The following is a 20398-nucleotide window of genomic DNA, read 5'->3' on the forward strand; positions in this document are numbered from 1 at the left end:
CGCCCTTGTCCGGGCGCCGCACCGGGCACCCCTGCAGCCGTCGACGTCGAGCGGATGCCTGTCCCGGTCCGCGCAGAAGAGGTTCCCGGGTGTCGCCCGAACCGTTACCACGACCGGCTACTGACGTTCACTCACCGGATCTCCTCGCGCGCCTGGGGACGGACTGCGCAGGACCATCCGGACGGCGCCACCCCGTGCCCCGGCAATCGCGTGGTTCGGCCGAGGCCGGCCACCCGTCGACGCTATGGTCGGCTGGGGACGCGGTCGGCAGCCGCCGCCCGTGCAACCGGTCGTGGCCCGGCCGGAGGGAGCAGGGGATGTCACGGATCCTGGTCATCGGTGGAGGGATCGCCGGCTCGGCGGCCGCACTGGGACTGCACAAGGCCGGCTTCGAGGTCAGCGTCGCCGAGGCGCATCCCGACACCGGCGCGGACATCGGTGCCTTCCTCACCCTGGCGAGCAACGGCATGCGCGCGCTCGCCCAGCTCGACGCGGCGGAGCCGGTGGCGGAACTCGGGTTCCCCCTCACCACGATGAGCGTCATCGACGAGGGCGGCCGGCAACTCGCCACCGTGCCGCTCGGGGAGCGCGACCACGCGCTGACCCGCTACCGCTGCCTGCGCCGCGCCGACCTCGGGGCGGCGCTCCGGCGCGAGGTCCACCGGCGGGGGATCCCGATCCGGCACGCGGCGCGGCTCGTCACCGTGACCGAGAGCTCGACGGGCGTCACCGCGGCGTTCGCCGACGGCACCTCGGCGACCGCGGACCTGCTGGTCGGAGCCGACGGGCTGCACTCGACGGTACGCGGGCAGCTGGACCCGGGCGCGCCCCGACCGGACTACGCGGGCCAGAGCGTCTTCTACGGGTACACCACGGACGCCGAGCCGCCGGCGGACGAGCCGTCGGAACGGATCACCATGGTCCGCGGCAGCGGCGCCGCGTTCGGGTACGCGTTCTCCCCGACCGGGGAGACCTTCTGGTTCGCGCGGGTGCCCGGCCCGGCGGTGACGCCCGAGGAGGCGGCCGGCACGACGCCGTCCCAGTGGCGGTCCCGGCTGGTTCCGCTGCTCCGTCCCGACCGCACGCCGGCGGCGGACATCGTCGCCGCCACCGCCGACCGGCTGATGGTGACCAACGCCCTGCACCTCAGCCCCGGGACCCGCTGGCGCGGCCGCCGTACCGTGCTCATCGGCGACGCCGCGCACGCCGCCTCGCCGGCCACCGGCCAGGGCGCCTCGATGGCGCTGGAGGACGCCGTGGTGCTGGCCAAGGCGCTGCGTGACGCCGACTCGCCCACCGCGGCGCTGGAGCGCTACGAACTGCTCCGCAGGCCGAGGGCGGAGCGGAACATCACCGTGAGCGCCCAGCTCACCGCGAGCCGGGGCACGGCGGGAGCGGCGGCGCCGTCACCGTCGCCGTCACCCGCTGCCGCCGCGCCCCCGGCCCGGGACTCCGAGCGTCCCGCCGAGCGGGTGGGCGAGGATCTGCTGCGGCTGCTCGACTGGGACACCCCGCTGCCGGAGGCCGGCCCGGACGCGTGACCACGGCCCGGACCCGCCCGGCCTCGCCCGCCCCTCCGGACCGGCCCGGCCCGGCCCGGCGACGGGCCCAGCGCAGCCCGGTCGGTCAGCGCACCGGCCGGCTCGCGGGGGCCGCGCTGCCCGTCCCCGCTCGACCGCGCATCCGCCGGACGAGGTCCTGCGCCGCGTCGGACCAGCGGTCGTGCTCGAACTCGAAGCCCGCCTCCAGCAGGCGACCGGGGACCACCGAACGGCTCTTCAGCAGCAGTTCGGTGTCCGATCGCAGCACGAACGCGCCGATCTCGGCCATCCACCGGGTGGCGGGCAGGCCCACGGGGATGCCCCGGGCCACTCGGATCGCCCGCATGAACGCGTGCTGGGGCTGCGGGTCGGGAGCGGCCAGGTTCACCGGCCCCGCCAGGTCGTCCCGGGCCACGAGGAACTCGACGGCGCGTACGAGGTCCCGGTCGTGGATCCAGGACATGTACTGGGCGCCGCCCGCGATCGGGCCGCCGAGCCCGGACCGCGCCAGCCGCAGCAGCAGGTCGAAGGCCCCGCCGCGGTCCGGGCTCATCACCATGGCGCAGCGCAGGGCGACCTTGCGGGTGTCCGGCGTCAGGGCCCGGTCCTGGGCCCGCTCCCACGCCATGGCGATCTCGACGCTGTTCGTCCAGTACGACGGGACGCCCGGCTCGGTGCCGCCGATCACGCCGGTCCGCTCGTCGTGCTGCGCGTCGAAGCGGTGGGCGTAGATGGTGGCGGTGCTCATCTGCAGCCAGACCCGGGGCGGCCGGGCCGCCGCCGCGATCGCCTCGCCGACGATCCGGGTGGAGTACACGCGCGAGTCCATCATGGCCTGGAGGTTGGCCGGTGTGTAACGGCAGTTGACGGTGCTCCCGGCCAGGTTGACCACGACGTCGCTGCCGTCGATCGCGTCGGCCCAGGGGCCGAGGCTCCTGCCGTCCCACCGGAGTTCGTGGTCACGCTTCGGCGTCCGGGTCAGGACCACGACCTCGTGGCCCGCCGCGCTCAGCGCGCGGGTCAGGATCGTGCCGACCTGCCCGGTTCCACCGGGTATGACAATCCTCATCGGTCCCCCTTGGTGCTCGGGGGCGAGCCTAGCCCAGATATGAACGTGTTCAAAAGCTGGAAGGCGAGACGGTGCGGTCGATGTGACCGGTACGACAGTCGGGCCGTCACCACGCGACGGTGGGCGAAGGCGAACGGGCGTCAGGTGAAGCTGGAGACCAGGAACTGCACCCGCCGGTTCTCGGCCCGCTCCGCCTCGCCGGCCGGCACGGTGTGGATGAGGTCCGCCGCACCACAGGGGGCGATGGCGATGTCGAAGTTCTGCGCGAGCGGCAGAGTCGCCGGCGGGATCACGCCGGCATTGGTGAGCCCGAGCGTGATCTGCTCCCAGACCCAGTTGGCCGCGCTCTTGGCGCGATCGAGACTCGCGCCGAGCTCCTGGGCGCGGCGCTGCTCGGAGGTCAGTCCCGGGGTGTCGACCCGGTCGGAGTGACCGAGGACGGTGACGGAGCAGAACTGCCCGCTGGACGGGAACCGCTCGGCGTCCACGGCGGGAGTGATCACCGCGTCGTTGATGGTGGTCCGGGCGTTCACCGAGAGCCGGTCGAACAGCGCCGAGAAGTCGACCTCCTGGGCGACGAACCCGGCGACCGGCAGATCGTCCAACGACTTGGTCATGCCTGCTCCTTCGCTCTCTGCCGCACCTCGGCCGCCGGGCCGGGCCCGCCCGAGCGGGCGGGAGCGACAGCAGGATGATCCCGTGCCACGCCAGGGCGAGGTCGGCACCACGCTGACCCCGCCCTCAGCACCACCGGGAAGGACGCCACGCCCACCCGTCGACCGACGCCCCCGGACCGAGCGGCAGCAGCCCCGTTCGGCCCTCGGGCGGCGTGCAGGGCTCCTGAGCGCGCTCGCGCCCGCGCCGCACTCCCTGTGGTGCGGCGCAGGCGCGGGCGCGCGTGCCGCCGATCAGCGCGCGAGGCGGCGAAGGAACCGTACGTACGGGCTCCACCGCGCCGGACGCGCCGGCCTGCCCGCGCAGGCCAGTTCGGCGCTGTCGAGACTGTCCTCCAGCAGGGCGTCATGGAGCGGCCGAAACAGCAGCGGCCAGGTGAGACGGGCCGCACCGCGATTGTCCATGGCGAGCGTGTGGCGCAGCGCGGTGTGCTCCTCATCGACGGCCAGGGCGGCGTACTCGTGGAACCCGTGGAAGCCGCGCGGCCCGGTGAAGGCGAACCGCACCCAGGTGCCGGGGACGTACGCGGCGACGGTGTAGCGGACCGGGCCGTGCCCGCCGACCGCCCCGGCGGCCAGCGGTCGGTCGAACGCCATCGGCGGCCAGTCCCGGCGTGGCCACAGCTCGTCGTCGCTGCTCGCGAGGGTGTCGATCAGCACCCCCACCTCGTGCTGCTTCGCCGCCAAGAGTCGCTCGTGCACGTTGTAGACGCCCATCAGTCCTCCCCGGACCAGTTTTGGAGGATGCTCTCCAATACTGTGCAGAGTACTCTCCAGCTCATGGCCAGACCACCCCGCTTCGACACCGATCAGCTCCTCGACGCCGCCGTGCGCCAGGCCGCGACGTCGGGCCCGGCCGGGGTGACCATGTCCGCGGTCGCCAAGGCCGTGGGGGCGCCGAGCGGTTCGGTGTACCACCGCTTCCCCGGCCGGAGCGCGCTGCTCGCCGAGGTGTGGCTGCGGACGGTCGAGGGCTTCCAGGAGGGCTACTTCGAGGCACTCGACACGGACGACGACGCGCGGCGAGCAGCCTGCGCGGCCGCGCGGCACGTCGTCTCCTGGAGCCGCGCCCACCCCGAGGAGGCAGCCCTCCTGCTCTACGGCGCCGAGGACTTCGCACGCGCCGACTGGTCCGAGGAGCACGTCCGCCGCGCGGACCGCGGCAATCAACGCGTGCGCGCCTCCCTCGCGGCCCTCGCCGCGGCCCTGGGCGCCGAGGGCCCCCAGGCCGCCGAGTGCGTCACCCTGGCCGTGATCGACCTGCCGCTCTCGCTGGTACGCCGCCACCTGCGGGCCGGCGGGCCGCTCCCCGCCCACGCCGAGGACCTCGCCGAGGAGTGCACCGCCGCCCTGCTCGGCTCGCTCCCCGCCGGACCGGCGACATCGCCCGGCACAGAGGCACACTGACGGAGAGTCGGCAACGGCTCGTCGGCAACACCGTGTTCAGCAACGCGGCCTGATGGTCGGTCGGATGTGCTCCGGCCCGCGAATCGGAATCTCGCTGGATCATGGATCGGACCATCCGATAGATTCATGATCATGGAAATCACCACCGCCGAGACCGGCAGCGCCCAGATCCCCGCACAGGCCGTCCTGACCCGCGGCGCCGAGGCCGAGACCTGCTGCGACCCGAGTAGCACGATGACCCTGCTCGCCGACTCCGCCGACACCCAGGGCGCCCTGACGAGCTACCGCTCGACCTTCGCCGAGGGCGCCGTGGGCGCGCCGGCCCACTTCCACGCCAAGGCGTGGGAGCTCTTCTTCGTCATCAGCGGGTCGCTTCAGGTCCTGGTCGGCGAGGAGATCACCGTCCTCGGCGAGGGCGACTTCCTCGCGGTGCCGCCGCGCACCCCGCACGCCTTCGCCGCCGCTCCCGGTTGCACGGCCGACGTGCTGTTCGTCTTCACCCCGGGCATGGAGCGCTTCGACTACCTGCGGCTGCTCGGCCGTGTGATGCGAGGCGAGACGCCGCCCAGCGAGATCGCGGCCTCCTCGGAGCAGTTCGACAACCACTACGTGGACAGCCCCGTCTGGCGCGCCGCCCTTGAGGCCCGGGCCTGACTCCCGCACTCGGGGGGAGCTGACCGCCCACGAGCCCGGCTCCTGGGCGGTCCTGCGGTCCCGTCCGGTCCTCGCGACCGGGCGGGACCGCTGCCGTGTCGGGTGTGACCACTCGCCGGCCATGCGGCGACGCCCGATCACGCTCGCCCCGGGCCGGTCCGCCCCGCACCGGGCAACGCTCCGAGCCAGAGGCAGTCAGCCGGTGGTCGGCCAGCCGGTGGTCAGCTCGGCCACCAGCCGCGTGGCGACCGGGACGGGGACGCCGTGCCGGCCGGCCGCCCGGAGCAGCGCGCCGCCGATCGCGTCCAGTTCCAGCGGACGGCCGGCCTCCGCGTCGCGCAGCATCGAGGACTTGCCGCCGGCCGGGAACGAGTCGTACCGCGCCAGGGACTGTGCGGGGTCGGCCGGCACACCGCAGGCCCGGCTCACCGCGGCGGCCTCCGCGACGAGCGCCACCAGTTCCTCGCGCCGCTCGGTCCGCACCTCACCGATGGCCAGGCGGTACCTGGTGGTGAGCAGGGCGAAGGGCGCGAGGAAGACCAGCTTGGCCCAGAGCACGGCGCGCTCGTCCTCCAGTACGCGGGTGGTCACCCCCGCGGCCTCCAGCACGGCGGCCGACGCGGCGAGCCGTCCGGACGCCCCGGCCAGGTCGAGCTCCGTGAACCGGCTGCCGTGCTCGATGACGCCGGGCGCGGTACGGGTCGACTCGACCCGGATCACGCCTGCGGCCACCCGATCCGCGCCGTACCGCCCGCGCAGCGCGTCCGGATGCTCGATGCCGTTGAGCAGCGGCAGCACCAGTGCGTCGCCGAGGACGCCGGGCGGTACCCGCTCCAGCGCGGCGTCGAGGGCGGTGTGCTTGACGGCCACCAGGCACAGATCGACCGGCTCCCGCAGTTCGGTGTCCGCCTCGACCTTCACGGAGAAGTCGCCGAACTGGCCGCTGCGCACCTGGATGCCGTTCCCGCGCAGGGTCTGCGTGGTGGCTTCTCCGGCCACACAGATCACCCGGTGTCCGGCGCGGGAGAGTACGGCGGCCAGCAGGCCACCGACACCTCCCGGGCCGAGCACCGAAACGGTCCAGGGGCGCGGCGAGGCTTCGCCGGAGAGGGAGGAGAGCACTGAGGGCGGTCCTTTCGCACGGATCGGCGCGGGAGCGGTCGACGGCGGGTGAGCAACGGAGGTCTTGGCCGGCGTTCAGCAGCCGGTGTTCAGCAGATGGTGTTCAGCGGGTCGACACCCGCCCCTCGCCCCGGCTGCGGTCCGGACCGCTGCGGGGAGGGGGGACGGGTTGCCGCCCTGGGCCCTGCTGCGATCATCGGCGAGGATCTGACTGCAAGTCAATCCTAGGGTTTCCTAGCCCTGACCCAAGCGATAGCTTGGCAGCATGACCCTTGATGACCTCCGCGTCTTCGTGGCCGTGTGCCAGAGCGGGAGCCTGAGCGCCGTCGCCCGCGAGCTCTCCTGCACGCAGTCCGCGGTGAGCCAGCACGTGAAGCGGTTGGAGCGGGAAACGGGTGCCCGGCTGCTGGAGCGTCACCCGCGCGGTGTGGTGCCCACCCCGGCGGGACGCGTCCTCCAGGCGGCGGCGGCGGACGGCATCGCCGGGCTCGATCTCGCTCTGCGCCGCGTGGAGGAGCTGGTGCGCGGCGAGGTCGGCTCCGTCCGCGTGATGACCGGGGCCACCACGGTGCGCCACTTCATGTCCGAGGCCGTCGTCGCCTTCCGCCGGCGCTCCCCCAACGTGAGCCTGGAGTTCCAGACGGAGAGCTCCAGCCGCAGGTGCTTCGCCGCGCTCGCGGCCGGCAGCATCGACCTCGCCTGGCTCACCATCGGTGCGCCGGTGCGCGGCATCGAACAGCGCCCGGTGGTCGAGCTGCCCTGGGTGCTGGCCGTCCGCGCCGAGGACCCGCTCGCCGGGCTGGCCGAGGTCGAGGCCGCCGAGCTCGCGGACATCCGGCACATCCGCCTCCCGGAGAACTCCTCCTCCCGGGCCCACCTCGACGCGGCCTTCGCGGAACTGGGCGTCCACGTCAGTTCCGAACCCAGCGTCGCCGACTGGGACACCGCGATCCTGCTGACCGAGCTCGGCCTCGGGCACGCGATCGTGCCCGCCCTGCCCGACCACCACGCCGTCGGTGAGGGCGGCCCGCTGCGATTCGTGCCCATCCCGGACCTCCCGCGGCTACCGGTGGGCTGGGCCGTCCGCCGGTGGGACACCCTCAGCCCGCTCGCCCGGACCTTCGCCGACACCGTCAGCGTCAGCTGCACCGAGCGGCCGTGAACGGCGGGTGAGGGCCACGCCCCGTCGCCGCCGGTACGGCAGCGTGATCGGGAGGACACCGAGCAGGCCGACCGCTGCGGGGACGGGCACGGCCGGCCCCGAGACCTGGATGCCATCCCCGTCGCCATCCCCGTCGCCATGACCGGCACCATCCCCGGCGCTGCCTCGGGGGCTTGCGCCGGCGCCGATGCCCGGTTGCGCGAAGGTGTCGGGCTCCGGGAGGGTCCGCCCGTGCGTGAGGGGCCAGGCCACCGCGATCGCCCGGCCCACCACCGCGCTCTCGGGCACCGCTCCGCCACCCGGCTCGTCCATGTGATACCGGGAGTCACTCGAGTCGTTGCGATGGTCACCCATCATCCAGAGCGAGCCGGCGGGCACCTTGAGCGGCCCGAAGTTCTGGTCGCCGCACGGCGTCGCGCCGGGGTAGAGGTAGGGCTCGTCGAGCGGCTTGCCGTTGACGTAGACCGGCCCGGTGCCCGAGCAGCTGATGGTGTCCCCACCGACCGCGATGACGCGCTTGATCAGGTCCTTCTCACTCGCCGACGGCAGCAGGCCGAGCCAGCTGAGGGCGTCCTGGGCGCCGCGCAGCACGCTGTTGCCGCTCTGGTGCCCGCCGGGCTCCCCGCGCAGCCAGTCGCTCGGGTCACGGAAGACCACGACGTCACCGCGGGAGGGCCCGGATCCGAAGTGCGGCGTCAGCTTGTCGACCAGCACCCGGTCGCCGATCCGCAGGGTGTTCATCATCGACCCGGACGGGATGGAGAAGGGCTGCACCAGGAAGGTCTTGATCATCACCGACAGCACCAGGGCGACCACGACCAGGACCGGCAGCTCCTTCCACAGGGGGCGCTGCGTCCTCGCCCGACGGGACTTCCCGTCCGGGTCGTCGTGCGGGTCCTCGCCCGGGCCCTCTGGCGCTCCCGCCTCGGCGGCAGCCCGATCCGCGGAAGCCGCCCCGTCCACCGAGGCTGCCCGGCCCGCCGAGGCTACGGGTTCCGTGCCCTCCGCCGGGTCCGCCACGCCGACCGAGGGGGCCGACCCCCGCTCGCCCGACGTTCCGTCATACCCGAGCCCGGCCACCGGATCCGCGGCGCGGTCCGCCGAGCCCGGTGACTCGCCCGCGCCTGAGCGTGCAGTGTTCAACGGCTCCCCCATGTCGTCTCCCGGTCCACGACGGACATGCCACGTCCGCGCAGCTCGTGTCCGGGACATCATCGCGCCGGCGGGGTGTGGCCGCGGTAAACGCGGCCCGGGCCCCGCCGCCCGGCCGTCCGGGCGTCCGACCTCAGCGCCACACCCTCACGTAGTCGACGCTGAACTCGATCGGGGCCCCGGCGGGGGGTGCGGGGTGGTACCGGCCCGCGACGACCGAGAGGTTGAGAATCAGGTAGGCCGACCAGGTGGAGCGGACCCCGACCCGGTCGGAGTGCACGCGGACGCCGTCCACGTACCAGTCCACCGAGTCGCGGCCGTAGCGGGTGCCGATGGTGACCCACTTCCCCGGGGCGATGTGCGCGGGGTCGGTGAGGTACTTGCCGGTGGCCCCCAGGCGGTTGGACAGTTCCAGCGTGGCGGGGTGGTCCGGGTGGTACTCGAAGGAGTCGATCTCGTTGCCGGAGCCCTTCCACGTCCACAGGGCGGGCCAGGCACCGAGGCCGTACGGCATCCGTACCCGCGTCTCGACGTAGTCGCCGGTGCGCACCTGGAAGCCCTCCCGGGACCCTTCGGTGGTGAGCAGACCGGTGTCCCAGGACCTCCGTCCGTTCTCCAGGGTATGGGAGCCGGGGCGCGCGGTGAAGGTCGCGACCCCGCCGAGCACGGTGACGTTGGCCGGGTTGAGCCAGTCGAGCTTGTCGTCGTCGGGGTTGTGGTTGCCGTACCGGTACGCGCTGGTCCGGTCCGCGACCCACCGGGCGCCCGGGGTGAGCGGCGCCGCGAACTCCTCGTACCAGGCCAGCGTGCGCCCCGCGATGGGTGCGGTGGGCGGCGTGGTGGGCAGGGCGGGCGGTGTGGTGGTGGCGGGGGGCCGGCCGCCGGGCAGTGCACACGACTGCATGAACGGGAAGCAGATGGGCCAGCCCGACGCCTTGCAGTCGCCGCATGCGAAGGCACCCGGCAGCGACCCGAAGATGCCGGGCATCTGGATGCCGAGCCCTCGCTCCTGCGGCTGGGGCGCCTGCGGGCGGGGCACGGAAGAGGCGCGAGAGGGTGCCGACGCGGACGGCGCGGACGGCGCGGTCAGCGCGGCCGAGGGCAGACCGGCGCCGCCCGCGCCGAGCGCCGCCACGGCCACGACCACAGCCGCCCGGCGTACCACGCCGGAGCGCCGCACGGACCTGTCCGCCCTGCCGCGGCGGCGGCAGCCCGAGGCGGTGGCCCCGACGGGCGCCACAGGGCGCCCCGGGCGCACTGGCCGAACGGGAGGCCCCACCCCGGCGCGCTCTTGGAGGGCCGGGCCGGCCGCGGACCGGGCCGAATGCTCCTGACGGCCATTTGGTGACAGTTCATCATAAGATGCCATGAATTCTGTATCTCATGATCCCCGGTTCTTCGCCCGCCGACCCGTACCGGACCCGGCACCGGGCAGGACGCGGACAGGGCCGGGACGCGCAACACCCGCCCGGACCTGACGACGCCGCAGGCCGAAACCCGCAGGACGACCGGCACGCTCTCGGGCAGCCTGGCGCGTCTTCAGCCCGCCGCACAGAGTCCGGCACGGTTCTTGGACCTCACCTCCTGGACCTCGCCGCCACCTTCCACCTGAGCGCCCGCGACTACCGCAGCGCGATGGGCAACTCCACGACCCGTACGGGTCATGATGATCATCAGCCTGCTGGCGGCCGCCGTGGGCCCACTCGCCCTCTTCGCCGACGACCCGACGACGGTGCTCATCAGTAGCCGGACGGGCCGCGCGAAAGCGCTCAGGACGCGGCCGTCGCGCCGCTCCACGAGCGGGCCGTCGCGGCCAGCGCCGCCGCCACCCGCGACCGCTGCTGCGCGTCGGTGCGCAGGGCGTTGGCGAGTTCCACATGGAGCCACGGCACGCCCAGGTCCGCCGCGAACCGGCCCTCGACGTTGGTGGTGCCCTCCAGGTGCCCGCACCTGTCCCGCCAGGCTCGGCAGACCGCGAAGCCGGCCCGTCCCAGGCCGTCCGCGGTGAGCTGGGCGGCCGGACCGGGCGCCGCGGTGCCGACCGAGACCACCGCGTCCTGCCCGGGCAGGCTGCCCTCGTCGAAGCCGTGCAGCTGGATGGCCGGCAGGCCCCGGCCCGCGAGTGCCTCGATGACCGCGGCGAAGACCGTGTCCGTCCGGTGCGCCGGGTCGGACGAGCCGTCGGCGCCGGCCTTGCGGTGTGCGCCGGCCAGCACGAACACGCCGCCGGGGGCCGCGCGGAACAGCTCGACGCCCAGCGCCTCGGTACGGCTGTCGAAGACCGGGTGGGGCACCTGCACCACCCAGGACGTCTTCGCGGAGAGATCCAGGTAGACCCGCCCCCAGCCACGCTCGGCAGCCGATTGCGGCGACGCGTCGGCGATCTCGGCGACGCGCCGGCCCGACCCCTGGTCCACGAACTCGGACAGCCGGTAGCCCACCCGCTCCACCGTCCGCGCGGCCTGCTCGGGCCGGCTGTCGAGCAGCTGGGTCACGCCGTCGGCGAGCGCCCGGCGCCGCGCCGCGTCCGGGATCCGGTACGACGCCGACGCGCTGAACAGTGAGGTGTACGCGTCGACCCGGCTCGCCAGGTCGGACGACTGCGGGCCCGCGTCGGCGTCCGCAGGCGTCCGCGCCGGCTGACCGGAGTGCCCGGAGTCAGCGAGGGGCCGGGCACGACCCGAGCTCCCCGCATCGGGCAGCAGGGCGGTCAGCATCCCCGCGAGCGCGGCCAGCAGGGCGGCGGCGAGCAGTGCGCCGCGTCGCGAACCCCGTGTCTCCATTCCCGAGAACCTACCTGCCCGGCAGTACGACGATCACCCCGGCGGATCGCCCTCTACTACTTCAAGGACGCGAATGTCTCAAACATTGCCTAAACGAGACCGATTCGAGATCGATCCTGGCCGATCGATCCATACGCTGTACAGGTTTGCCAGCCCCACCCCAGCAACCCCACCCCAGCAACCCCACCCCAGCAACCCAGCCTGACCGGTCCTCCCGAACGGTCCTGACCAGTATCACTGCGACCGGCGTCGCAGCGAGCCGCACCGGAGTGGGCACGCCACCCGCCACCCGCCACCGCCCGGCAGTGAGGTCCCCACCGTGAGCACGTCCGCCGCCCGGCCGCCCCGGATGCACCGGCAGCACCGCTACCGCAGGCGGGCGGACATGCCACTGCTCGGCGGGATCCGTCCGCCCATCGCGTTGCTGCTGCTCCTGCTGGTCTCGGTCAGTGCCGTCACCGCCGTCGCCGTCGGCGGGCTGCGCCTGGACTCCACCCCGCAGGCCGTCCGGGAGTCCCAGCAGTACACGGCCGAGGACGGCGCCGGCGCCCTGCGGGCCGCGGTCAACGAGAGCGCCACCGATCTGCGCCGGGCCGCCGCGGGCTTCGACGCCGCGCCCGCCGGGCCCAACGACGTGCTGGCGACGCTGGGCCAGGCGTACCAGAAGTGGCGTGGGACGGTCGTCGTGCGGCCGGGCAGCGGACAGCTGCTCGCCGCACAGGGCGAGACCGTCCCGCTCTCCGGGCTGGACCTCGGCCGGATCACCAACACCGCGCCGGCCCCCGTCCTGACGTCCTCCGCGAGCGGCCCGCGGCTGCTGGTCTTCGCGCTGGTGGCCACCAAGGCGCAGGGGCGGGCGCTGCTGGTCGCCTCCGACGACCTGCGCCTGCCGAGCCTCTCCACCGCCAAGACCCAGACCGTCGAGGTACTCGACCCGGGCGGCCGGGTGCTGGACAGCACCGGCCCGCAGCTCGGCGCCGAGGGTGATGAGCGGATCGTCGCCGACGCCCGCAGTCGCGCCGCCCGGCAGCGGGCCGCCGGCCCCCGTCCGGGCACCGAGGAGAGCGCCTCAGGCAGCCTGACCGGCGCCGCCGACCCACACGGCGTCCGCCGGATCGTCGGCTACGCCGCCGTGGGCGGGACCCGGGACCTCGCCGCGCCGCTCGGGCTCACCGTCGTGTCCAGCACCACGGTGGACCGCCAGCCGGGCAGCCTGCGCCACCCCCTGCTCGGGCTGGCCGCCGCCGGCACCCTGTTGCTGCTCGCCCTGCTGATCGGCGGGCTGCTCGTCCGCACCCTCCAGCGTCCGCTGCTCCAGCTCTTCCTGGAATCGCGGCGACTGACCCGCGGTGAGCGGCTCGACCAGCCGGTGACCGGCCCCAACCGGGGCGAGGCCGGCCGGATCACCCGCGCGCTGGAGGAGATCAGGCGGCAGCTGCTCGACCCGGGCCGGACGCCCGGGCCGACGTCCGACGGCACCCGGCGGCGCGCCGGCCGGCGGCTGCGCCGACCCGGGATCGCCCTGCCGCTGGCGCTCTGCGCCGCCGTCGTGCTGGGCTGGTCCGGACCGCTGCTGCTGCTCGGCGGCAACAACGACTCGATCCGGGTCCCGCAGCAGGTGGTCGCCGCCCAGCGGGACCGCACGGACAGCACCGCCGACCGGGTCCGGCAGGCCCTGAACGAGGGGTACGCCGACCTGAGGTCCCTCCGCCGGGCCCTGGGCGACGGTACGGGCACCGCCCCGAGCACAGGCGCCGCCCCGAGCACGGGCACGGCCCCGGGCGCAGGCGTCGGCGCGACCCAAGGTGCGGGCGCGGGCGCGGGAAGCTCCGGTGACACCGGTGACACCGGCCCCCTGGCGTCCGAGGCCGTCCTGCGGGCCGCGCTCGCGGAGCACGGCCGTTACCGCTCGCTCTACCTCCTCAGCCCCGCCGGCGCCGTCCTGGCCAAGGCCGGCGAAGCCCCACGGCACACCGGCGCCGGGGCGGTCGGACCGGACGGTGTCCTGCTCCTCAACACCTCCGGCAAGGAGCCGCAGATCGCCGCCCGGGCCGCGTTGGGCGAGCAGTCCGACGCCGCAGCCGGCGAAGGCGCCGCCGCCGCGCCGGCCACCGCCACCCCGACGCCGTCCCCTTCGACGGCCTCCGCACCCACGCCGGGCACGCCCGCGGTGAACGGTCCGGTGCTGGTCGGCGAGTTCAAGCTCGACTTCCTCGTCGGACTGCTGGACCGCGCGGGCCTGGGGCACGTCTGGCTGCTCGACGAGCGGCAGCGGATCCTCGCCGCCAACCAGGGCTTCAGCTCGTTCGGCGAGCTGCCCGAGGGCCGGGCCCGGTCGGTCCTGGCGGACGCCTCGAAGGGCGCGAGCGCGGACGTGGCACGCGGCGGCGGGGATCCGGCCGTGTTGGCCGCCGCCAAGCTCGGCGGCAGCGGCTCGGTCGCCAGACTCGGCTGGTCCGTGGTCAGCGCCCAGCCGGTGTCCTGGCTCCACCTGGACCAGAACCGGGCCGACCGGCGCACCATGCTCGCCGGGATGCTCGGCCTCGCGGCCGCCGCACTCTGCCTGGGCTGGCTCTACATCGCGGTCGGTCTGCCGCTGCGCCGGCTCGCCGCGGCCGCCGAGGAGCTGGCGGCCGGCGACCGCAGGACCGTCCTCTACCCCGTCCACCACGACGAGGTCGGGGCGGTGGCCCGCAGCCTGGAGCTGCTCCGGCAGCGGCTGGACCGGCGGGGCAGGCGGCTGTCCGCCGGGCGCCCGGCGGACGCGCCCGCGCGAAGCGGCCCGCCCTAGGACCGGCCCCGGCCCTGCCCGCCCACCGCCCCCGGCCCGCTCCCGGCCGTCCACTCCCCCGGCCGACTCCAGCACCACCCGAAGGAACCCCGCTCCGTGCTCTTCCTCTACGTCGTCCTGGTGGTGTGCTGCACGATCCTGCTGATCGCGGGCATCGTCGAGCAGCGCCGCCACTTCACCGCCCTGCACCAGATCCCGGCCCGGGTACTGGTCAACGGCATCCGGGGCAAGAGCTCCATCACCCGGCTCTGCGCGGGTGCGCTGCGGGGCGGCGGCCTGGTGACGGTGGCGAAGACCACCGGCACGGCGGCCCGGTTCATCCACCCGGACGCCACCGAGGAGCCGGTCTACCGCAAGTTCGGCATCGCCAACGTGGTCGAGCAGATCGGCATCGTGCGCCGCGCCGCCACCTACCGCCCCGACGCCCTGGTGATCGAGTGCATGGCGGTGATGCCCGCGCTTCAGGAGGTCAACCAGACCAAGCTGATCCGCTCGACGATCGGTGTGCTGTGCAACGTCCGGGAGGACCACCTCGCCGAGATGGGCCCGACCCTGGACGACGTCGCGCGGTCACTGTCCCGCTCGATGCCGGTCGGCGGCGTCTGCGTCACCGCCGAGCGGGACCGCCTGCACATCCTGCGCGAGGAGGCGGCGAAGCGGGACTGCCGACTGATCGCGGTCGATCCGGAGACCGTCAGCGACGAGGAGCTGCGCGGCTTCAGCTGGTTCACCTTCAAGGAGAACGTGGCCATCGCCCTGGCCGTGGCCGAGCTGCTCGGGGTGGAGCGGGAGACGGCGCTGCGCGGCATGTGGGAGGCGCCCCCAGACCCGGGCGTGCTGTCGGTCGAGCGCTACCGCACCGAGGACGGGAAGCGGCTGCGGTTCGCCAACGTCTTCGCCGCGAACGACCCGGAGTCGACGCTGATGAACGTCCAGCAGCTGCTGGACCTCGGCGCGATCCACCGGCCGCTCAACGTCGTCATCAACTGCCGCCCGGACCGGGTGGAGCGCAACGGCCAGATGGGCTCCATCGTGCCGGACCTCGACCCCGACACGGTCTTCCTGATCGGCCACCCCACCAGGAGCGCCCGGGACGGCATTCCCGCCGGCTGGCAGGGCCGGGTGGTCGACCTGGGCGGCGACCGCCGCGACCCGGCCGCGCTGACCGTCGAGCTGCTGGCCGAGCTGGGGCCCGACTCCTCGCTGGTCGCGATCGGCAACATCCACGGCCAGGGCGAGCTGCTGCTGGAGGAGCTGGCCCTCCTCGACCCGGACGAGGACGACGACGCGGCCGGGTACCAGGGCGGGTACGAGGACGAGGCCGGCTACGGGACCCGGGACGGGCTGCGGCAATCGCCCTCGTACGACGAGCCGACCTACGCGCTGACGTACGAGGCGACCTACGGCCCGGCGTACGGCGTACCCCCGGCCGCCGGGCCGAGGTTCACGGACACCGTCCCGCTCCAGGCCCCGGCCCCGGCCTCGCCGGACCACCATCCCGCACCACCCCGGCAGTACCCACAGCACCAGTACCCGCAGCAGCCGCAGTACCAGCAACACCCGCAGTACCCGCAACACCCGCAACACCCGCAACACCCGCAGTACCAGCAGCAGCACCTGCACCAGCACCCCTACGGAGACCAGCAGTGATCCCCACCCAACTCACCCCCGAGATCGCCGCCATCGGCATCGCGCTCGGCCTGGTCTTCTCACTCGTCTGCTACCTGACCACCAACCTCTCGCCCGGCGGCATGATCACCCCCGGCTGGCTCGCCCTGACCCTGGTCGAGGACCTCCAGCGGGTGGCCATCGTGGTGGGGGTGACGGTGCTCACCTTCCTCGTCACCAGGCTGGTCCAGCAGCTCGTCATCCTCTACGGCAAGCGACTCTTCGCCGCCGTCGTGCTCACCGGCGTGGTGCTCCAGGCGAGCGTGATGCTGATCCTCCAGCGCGAGCTGCCCACCCTCTACGCCAACCAGACCCTGGGCTTCATCGTGCCCGGCCTGATCGCCTACCAGCTGGTCCGCCAGCCCAAGGCCGCCACCCTGATGGCGACCACCACGGTCACCCTCGCCAACTACGTGGTCCTCACCGCCGGTGTGCTGCTCGGCGCCCTGCCCGGCACCTGAGTCCGCCCGCCCCCGCTCCCCCGAGGAACCAGCCATGCGTGTCTCCCGCAAGTCCCTGCTCAGTGGCGCCTTCGCCCTGACGCTGCTGGCCGCCAGCGGCTACCTGACCGTGGAACTGCAGCGGCGCGACGCGGCCCCGGCGCCCTTCGCCGCGGCCCCGCTGCTCACCGCCGTGCCGGCCCCGGCCCCGGCCGCCGCCCGGGCGGCCACGCCCGCGCCGGCCGCCTACCGCTACGAGCGCCTGTCCGGACCGGACCGCACGGTGGTCCGGGACGCCTCGGGCGGTGTGGTCGCCACCCTCACCGACGGTGCCCGCACGGCGCTGCTCAGCGGCCCGAGCCGGACCTTCGCCGAGCCCGGCACCACCACCGCCACGCTCGTCAGCGACGCCTGGGTGCGGCTGCTCCCGCAGCCGTGGAAGGCGGGCGCCGAGGGCGAGGCCTGGTTCCGCACCTGGCTCCAGCAGTACCTGGGGAGCCAGGCCGACGACATCCTCGCGATCGCCACCCAGTACCTGGCCGGCGCCGAGCCGCAGAGCGACGCCCGCAGGATCCGCTTCCGCGGTGACGCCTCGTTCGGCCCGATCAACCCCAACGGCTCACTCGGCCAGGACTACCGGCTGGAGCAGACCGACTTCGTCGACTACCTGGGCGCGCCGTACACCTTCGCCGACAAGGTGACGAAGCAGCCGGACAAGAGCCGGTACGGCGCGTTCGACTGCTCGGGCTTCGTCCGGATGGTGTACGGGTACCGCGCGGGCTACCCGCTGCTCAGCAAGGACGCTACCGGCCCCGGCCTACCGCGCAGCGCCAACGGCCTCGCGCGCCTGGGGCCGGGCGTGCCGGTGCTGCCGATCGTCACCGCCCCGGGATCGGACGTGACCCTCCGGCCGGCCTCGATCGACGCCCTGCAGCCCGGCGACCTGGTGTTCTTCGAGATCGACGCCCGCACCGGCACCCGGCTCGACCACACCGGGATCTACCTCGGCCTGGACACCGACGGCCACCCCCGGTACGTCTCCAGCCGCGAGGAGGCCGACGGCCCGACCTTCGGCGACAAGGGCGGCACCGCCCGCCTGGACGACAACGGCCTCTACGCCAGGGGCCTGCGCAGCGCCAAGCGGCTCTGACCGGCGCCACGGATACGACGCCGCGCCCGGCGGCGGACCTCAGCCGGCGGCGTCGCCGCGCGGGACGGCGAAGTCGGTGAGCAGCGCGGCGGCCGGCCCGAGCGAGGCCCAGGTGCCCGGCAGCGCCAGTACGGCGATGGCCGCGGTCGGGTACTTCTCCCTGACCCGCGCGGACGGCTCGTCCGTCCGGTCCATCATCAGCATCAAGGTCAGCTCCTGGACGGCCGGACGGTGACCGACCAGCAGGACGGTGCGCCGGGCCTCCGGGGCGCGGCGCAGCAGTTCCAGCAGTTCGGCGGCGCCGCCCCGGTACGCCAGGGGTTCGTACCGGACCTCCGGGTCGGCACCGAGTTCTGCCGCCGCCAGCTCCCAGGTCTCGCGGGTGCGGCGCGCCGGGGAGCAGATCACCAGGTCGGGGATGCGATGGCAGTCCCGGAGCCAGCGGCCTGCCGCCGGGGCGTCGCGGCGACCACGCAGGGCCAGCGGGCGGGCCTCGTCCGGCACGTCGGGCCAGGCGGCCTTGGCGTGCCGCAGCACGACCAGCCGCGCGGGAGCGACGGGCTCGGCGGCCTCGACCGCGCCAGGCCCGGGCTCGGGCTCGGTGGCTCCTGATTCGGTGACTCCTGATTCGGGTGCGTCAGCCGTCATACGGCCAAGTCTGCGCCCGATACGGCCGAGTCTGCGCCCGCGAGTGCCCGGACGGGCGCCGCCTGGCGGACGGCCGCGCGTCACGGCCGCTGACGGTGCCTATCGGGCCCGGGCGATCAGCTCCTCCCAGGACCCCATCGGCACCTCACCCTGCGGGGTGAGCTTGTCGACGGCGTCCGGCAGGACGGCGGCCAGCTGGTCGGCGGCCTGCTCCGGGGACAGGCCCGCCTGCTGCGCGACGAGGTCGAGCTCCTGGTACGGCAGCGCCTGCGCGACATCGGCACCGCTGACGGGCCGGTTCTCGCCGGTACTCACCCAGGAGCGGGCCTGCTCGCCGAGGCCGCCCTCCTGGAGCTGTTGCAGCAGGCCGCTCAGTGACTGGCCGCCGCCGCTGCCGAGCGCACCGAGCAGAGCGCCCAGAAGGTTGCCGGCTCCCGGGCCGTGTCCGCCTCCGAGCATCCCGCCGAGCAGACTTCCGAGGTCGTTTCCCGCCATGGCTATCACCTTCCTGGTAGCAGGCCGGGGACAGCACGGGCAGCCGCCACCGGACCGATGACAGCGCAACGGTATCGAGCACGGGGGCGATCGGCTCAGATCATCCGCGCGCGTTCACCCGTACGCGGTGGCGGGCGCGGGCCCGTGGTCGGCCGCGGTCGGCGCCCGGGCCAGGGCCGCGGCCGAGCGGGACAACCGCACTCCTGCTGCGCCACGCCGACGCCACGCCGACGCAGCGCTCGGGCAGGCAGCCGGGTGATCCGGGGGCGCGGGCCGTGCCGCCGCCCGCCCGGGCCGGGCCCGGGGCCTACGATCGGGAGCACTTTGCCGCCGTCCGGTCACGCATCGGGGGAAGACGGGTGCCCGGGTGATCGCGCTGGTCGTCAGCATGGGGACGCTGTTCGCCTGGGCGCTGGTGGCCGGCCGGCTGACCCGGTGGAGCATCACGGCGCCGGTCGCGATGACGGCCGCAGGCGTGGCGCTGACCGTGGGGCCGCACCCCGTGGTGCGGATCAGCGTGGCCACCTCGGACGCCGAGCGCGCCGTCGAGATCATCCTCGCCGTCCTGCTGTTCACCGACGCCACCGACGTACCCGCCGGTGTCATCCACCGGCAACGCGGGCTGCTGACCCGGCTGCTCGTCCTCGCGCTGCCGCTGACCCTCGCGGCCGGGGTGCTGGTGGGCGGCCTGCTGTTCCCGTCCCCCGGCTGGTGGCTCGCCGCGCTGTTCGCCGCGGTGACGGTGCCCGTCGACCTGGCGCCGGCCGCCGAGCTGATCCGTGACGCCCGCCTGCCGTCCTGGCTACGCGGGGTGCTGACGGTCGAGAGCGGGCTGAACGACGGCATCGTCGCCCCGGTCTTCCTGCTCTGCCTGGCGGGCGTGGAGGCGCACGGCGGCGCCCCGGAGGCGGCTGCCAACCCGGTCGGGGACGCGTTCGACGCGCTGCTCTGGGCGGTACTGGCGGGCGTCCTGGTCGGCAAGCCCGGCGGCTGGCTGCTGCGGCGTGCCTGGCTGGCCGGCTGGACCCGGCCGGCCGCCGTCCGGCTGGGCATCCTGGCCCTGCCGCTGGCGGCGTACGGGCTCGCGATCGTGCTGGACGGCAACGGCTTCATCGCCTCGTTCGTGGCGGGCCTGTGCTTCACCCCGGACTCCCGGGCGTTGCCGCCCCAGGCGCTGCACCTGGTGGAGGACGTCGGGGCACTGCTGTCGCTGGCGCTCTGGTTCGTCTTCGGTGAACTCGTCACCCAGGCCTTCACCGGCGACTTCGACGGCCGGGTGGTGGCGTACGCGGCGCTGTCGCTGACGGTGGTGCGGATCGTCCCCGTCCTGCTCAGCCTCACCGGCAGCGGCCTGGACCGCGCCGACCGGGTGCTGCTGGCCTGGCTCGGGCCGCGCGGCCTGGCGTCCATCGTCTTCGGTCTGCTCGCGTTCATCAGCCTCGCCCCGGTCGATCCGCACGCCGCCGACCTGGTCGGCCAGGTGATGACGATGACCGTGCTGATGAGCCTGCTCCTGCACGGGCTGACGTACGGTCCGCTGGCCGGCCGGTACGCGCGGGCCCGCGAGCGGGTCGGCGGCGGGCGGGGGCCGGATCCGGACGCCGGCCCGCTCGCCGACGCGGCCTGAGCGCCGGCGAGCGGG

General features: G+C 74.4%; 18 protein-coding genes. 9 read left to right on the forward strand and 9 right to left on the reverse strand.

Features of this window, described 5'->3' with window-relative positions:
• Window positions 1-317 precede the first annotated feature (317 nt).
• Complete coding sequence (locus ACIBH3_RS32195) at window positions 318-1541, forward strand: FAD-dependent monooxygenase (protein ID WP_396315643.1); 1224 nt, start codon at window positions 318-320, stop codon at window positions 1539-1541.
• Between the two features lie 85 nt (window positions 1542-1626).
• On the opposite strand, the gene ACIBH3_RS32200 is transcribed toward ACIBH3_RS32195, so the two are convergent.
• From ACIBH3_RS32200 to ACIBH3_RS32210, 3 genes are all read right to left on the reverse strand, one after another.
• Window positions 1627-2610 (reverse strand): TIGR01777 family oxidoreductase, encoded by a 984-nt coding sequence (locus ACIBH3_RS32200; protein WP_396315644.1) that lies wholly within the window; start codon window positions 2608-2610, stop codon window positions 1627-1629.
• A gap of 140 nt (window positions 2611-2750) precedes the next feature.
• Window positions 2751-3227, reverse strand: coding sequence for a hypothetical protein (locus ACIBH3_RS32205; protein ID WP_396315645.1), 477 nt, complete (start codon window positions 3225-3227; stop codon window positions 2751-2753).
• A 291-nt stretch (window positions 3228-3518) separates the two neighbouring features.
• Window positions 3519-4001, reverse strand: a complete 483-nt coding sequence (locus ACIBH3_RS32210) for an SRPBCC family protein (RefSeq protein ID WP_396315646.1) — start codon at window positions 3999-4001, stop codon at window positions 3519-3521.
• A 63-nt stretch (window positions 4002-4064) separates the two neighbouring features.
• On the opposite strand from ACIBH3_RS32210, the gene ACIBH3_RS32215 reads away from it, so the two are divergent.
• On the forward strand, window positions 4065-4691 hold the full coding sequence (locus ACIBH3_RS32215; protein ID WP_396315647.1) for a TetR/AcrR family transcriptional regulator: 627 nt from the start codon (window positions 4065-4067) through the stop codon (window positions 4689-4691).
• A gap of 132 nt (window positions 4692-4823) precedes the next feature.
• Window positions 4824-5345 carry a cupin domain-containing protein gene (locus ACIBH3_RS32220; RefSeq protein WP_396315648.1) on the forward strand — a complete coding sequence of 174 codons (522 nt, stop codon included), beginning with the start codon at window positions 4824-4826 and terminating at the stop codon, window positions 5343-5345.
• A gap of 195 nt (window positions 5346-5540) precedes the next feature.
• Here ACIBH3_RS32220 and ACIBH3_RS32225 read toward each other — a convergent pair whose 3' ends face one another.
• The gene (locus ACIBH3_RS32225; protein WP_396315649.1) at window positions 5541-6467 is read right to left on the reverse strand and encodes a ketopantoate reductase family protein; all 927 of its coding nucleotides are present in this window, start codon (window positions 6465-6467) and stop codon (window positions 5541-5543) included.
• Window positions 6468-6732: 265 nt separating this feature from the next.
• Here ACIBH3_RS32225 and ACIBH3_RS32230 point away from each other — a divergent pair, with 265 nt between their 5' ends.
• The gene (locus ACIBH3_RS32230) at window positions 6733-7629 is read left to right on the forward strand and encodes a LysR family transcriptional regulator (protein WP_396315650.1); all 897 of its coding nucleotides are present in this window, start codon (window positions 6733-6735) and stop codon (window positions 7627-7629) included.
• On the opposite strand, the gene lepB is transcribed toward ACIBH3_RS32230, so the two are convergent.
• From lepB to ACIBH3_RS32245, 3 genes are all read right to left on the reverse strand, one after another.
• Window positions 7531-8784 carry a signal peptidase I gene (gene lepB / locus ACIBH3_RS32235; RefSeq protein ID WP_396315651.1) on the reverse strand — a complete coding sequence of 418 codons (1254 nt, stop codon included), beginning with the start codon at window positions 8782-8784 and terminating at the stop codon, window positions 7531-7533. The genes ACIBH3_RS32230 and lepB overlap by 99 nt on opposite strands.
• 130 nt (window positions 8785-8914) lie before the next feature.
• The gene (locus ACIBH3_RS32240) at window positions 8915-9961 is read right to left on the reverse strand and encodes a hypothetical protein (protein WP_396315652.1); all 1047 of its coding nucleotides are present in this window, start codon (window positions 9959-9961) and stop codon (window positions 8915-8917) included.
• 589 nt (window positions 9962-10550) lie between these two features.
• Window positions 10551-11564 (reverse strand): hypothetical protein, encoded by a 1014-nt coding sequence (locus ACIBH3_RS32245; RefSeq protein ID WP_396315653.1) that lies wholly within the window; start codon window positions 11562-11564, stop codon window positions 10551-10553.
• 319 nt (window positions 11565-11883) lie between these two features.
• Between ACIBH3_RS32245 and ACIBH3_RS32250 the strand changes: the two genes are divergently transcribed.
• From ACIBH3_RS32250 to ACIBH3_RS32265, 4 genes are all read left to right on the forward strand, one after another.
• Window positions 11884-14355 carry a HAMP domain-containing protein gene (locus ACIBH3_RS32250; RefSeq protein ID WP_396315654.1) on the forward strand — a complete coding sequence of 824 codons (2472 nt, stop codon included), beginning with the start codon at window positions 11884-11886 and terminating at the stop codon, window positions 14353-14355.
• Window positions 14356-14451: 96 nt separating this feature from the next.
• The gene (gene pgsB / locus ACIBH3_RS32255; protein ID WP_396315655.1) at window positions 14452-16005 is read left to right on the forward strand and encodes a poly-gamma-glutamate synthase PgsB; all 1554 of its coding nucleotides are present in this window, start codon (window positions 14452-14454) and stop codon (window positions 16003-16005) included.
• Window positions 16002-16484: a poly-gamma-glutamate biosynthesis protein PgsC/CapC gene (locus ACIBH3_RS32260; RefSeq protein WP_396315656.1), complete on the forward strand. Its 483-nt coding sequence runs from the start codon at window positions 16002-16004 to the stop codon at window positions 16482-16484. The genes pgsB and ACIBH3_RS32260 overlap by 4 nt, the downstream gene beginning before the upstream one ends.
• A gap of 34 nt (window positions 16485-16518) precedes the next feature.
• Entirely contained in the window at window positions 16519-17613 is a 1095-nt protein-coding gene (locus tag ACIBH3_RS32265) for a C40 family peptidase (RefSeq protein WP_396315657.1), read from the forward strand.
• Window positions 17614-17652: 39 nt separating this feature from the next.
• On the opposite strand, the gene ACIBH3_RS32270 is transcribed toward ACIBH3_RS32265, so the two are convergent.
• Together ACIBH3_RS32270 and ACIBH3_RS32275 are read right to left on the reverse strand one after the other, a co-directional pair.
• The gene (locus ACIBH3_RS32270) at window positions 17653-18261 is read right to left on the reverse strand and encodes a SixA phosphatase family protein (protein WP_396315658.1); all 609 of its coding nucleotides are present in this window, start codon (window positions 18259-18261) and stop codon (window positions 17653-17655) included.
• A gap of 99 nt (window positions 18262-18360) precedes the next feature.
• The gene (locus ACIBH3_RS32275; protein ID WP_396315659.1) at window positions 18361-18825 is read right to left on the reverse strand and encodes a YidB family protein; all 465 of its coding nucleotides are present in this window, start codon (window positions 18823-18825) and stop codon (window positions 18361-18363) included.
• Between the two features lie 298 nt (window positions 18826-19123).
• Here ACIBH3_RS32275 and ACIBH3_RS32280 point away from each other — a divergent pair, with 298 nt between their 5' ends.
• On the forward strand, window positions 19124-20383 hold the full coding sequence (locus ACIBH3_RS32280) for a cation:proton antiporter (protein WP_396315660.1): 1260 nt from the start codon (window positions 19124-19126) through the stop codon (window positions 20381-20383).
• Window positions 20384-20398 lie beyond the last annotated feature (15 nt).

The organism is Kitasatospora sp. NPDC050543 (assembly GCF_044457565.1).
Lineage (GTDB): Bacteria > Actinomycetota > Actinomycetes > Streptomycetales > Streptomycetaceae > Kitasatospora.

What these genes read in the sequence shown, in the direction of transcription:
- ACIBH3_RS32195 (WP_396315643.1), top strand. Translation starts at nt 318, where the DNA reads ATGTCACGGATCCTGGTCATCGGTGGAGGGATCGCCGGCTCGGCGGCC.
- ACIBH3_RS32200 (WP_396315644.1), bottom strand. Translation starts at nt 2,610, where the DNA reads ATGAGGATTGTCATACCCGGTGGAACCGGGCAGGTCGGCACGATCCTG.
- ACIBH3_RS32205 (WP_396315645.1), bottom strand. Translation starts at nt 3,227, where the DNA reads ATGACCAAGTCGTTGGACGATCTGCCGGTCGCCGGGTTCGTCGCCCAG.
- ACIBH3_RS32210 (WP_396315646.1), bottom strand. Translation starts at nt 4,001, where the DNA reads ATGGGCGTCTACAACGTGCACGAGCGACTCTTGGCGGCGAAGCAGCAC.
- ACIBH3_RS32215 (WP_396315647.1), top strand. Translation starts at nt 4,065, where the DNA reads ATGGCCAGACCACCCCGCTTCGACACCGATCAGCTCCTCGACGCCGCC.
- ACIBH3_RS32220 (WP_396315648.1), top strand. Translation starts at nt 4,824, where the DNA reads ATGGAAATCACCACCGCCGAGACCGGCAGCGCCCAGATCCCCGCACAG.
- ACIBH3_RS32230 (WP_396315650.1), top strand. Translation starts at nt 6,733, where the DNA reads ATGACCCTTGATGACCTCCGCGTCTTCGTGGCCGTGTGCCAGAGCGGG.
- lepB (WP_396315651.1), bottom strand. Translation starts at nt 8,784, where the DNA reads ATGGGGGAGCCGTTGAACACTGCACGCTCAGGCGCGGGCGAGTCACCG.
- ACIBH3_RS32245 (WP_396315653.1), bottom strand. Translation starts at nt 11,564, where the DNA reads ATGGAGACACGGGGTTCGCGACGCGGCGCACTGCTCGCCGCCGCCCTG.
- ACIBH3_RS32265 (WP_396315657.1), top strand. Translation starts at nt 16,519, where the DNA reads ATGCGTGTCTCCCGCAAGTCCCTGCTCAGTGGCGCCTTCGCCCTGACG.
- ACIBH3_RS32270 (WP_396315658.1), bottom strand. Translation starts at nt 18,261, where the DNA reads ATGACGGCTGACGCACCCGAATCAGGAGTCACCGAATCAGGAGCCACC.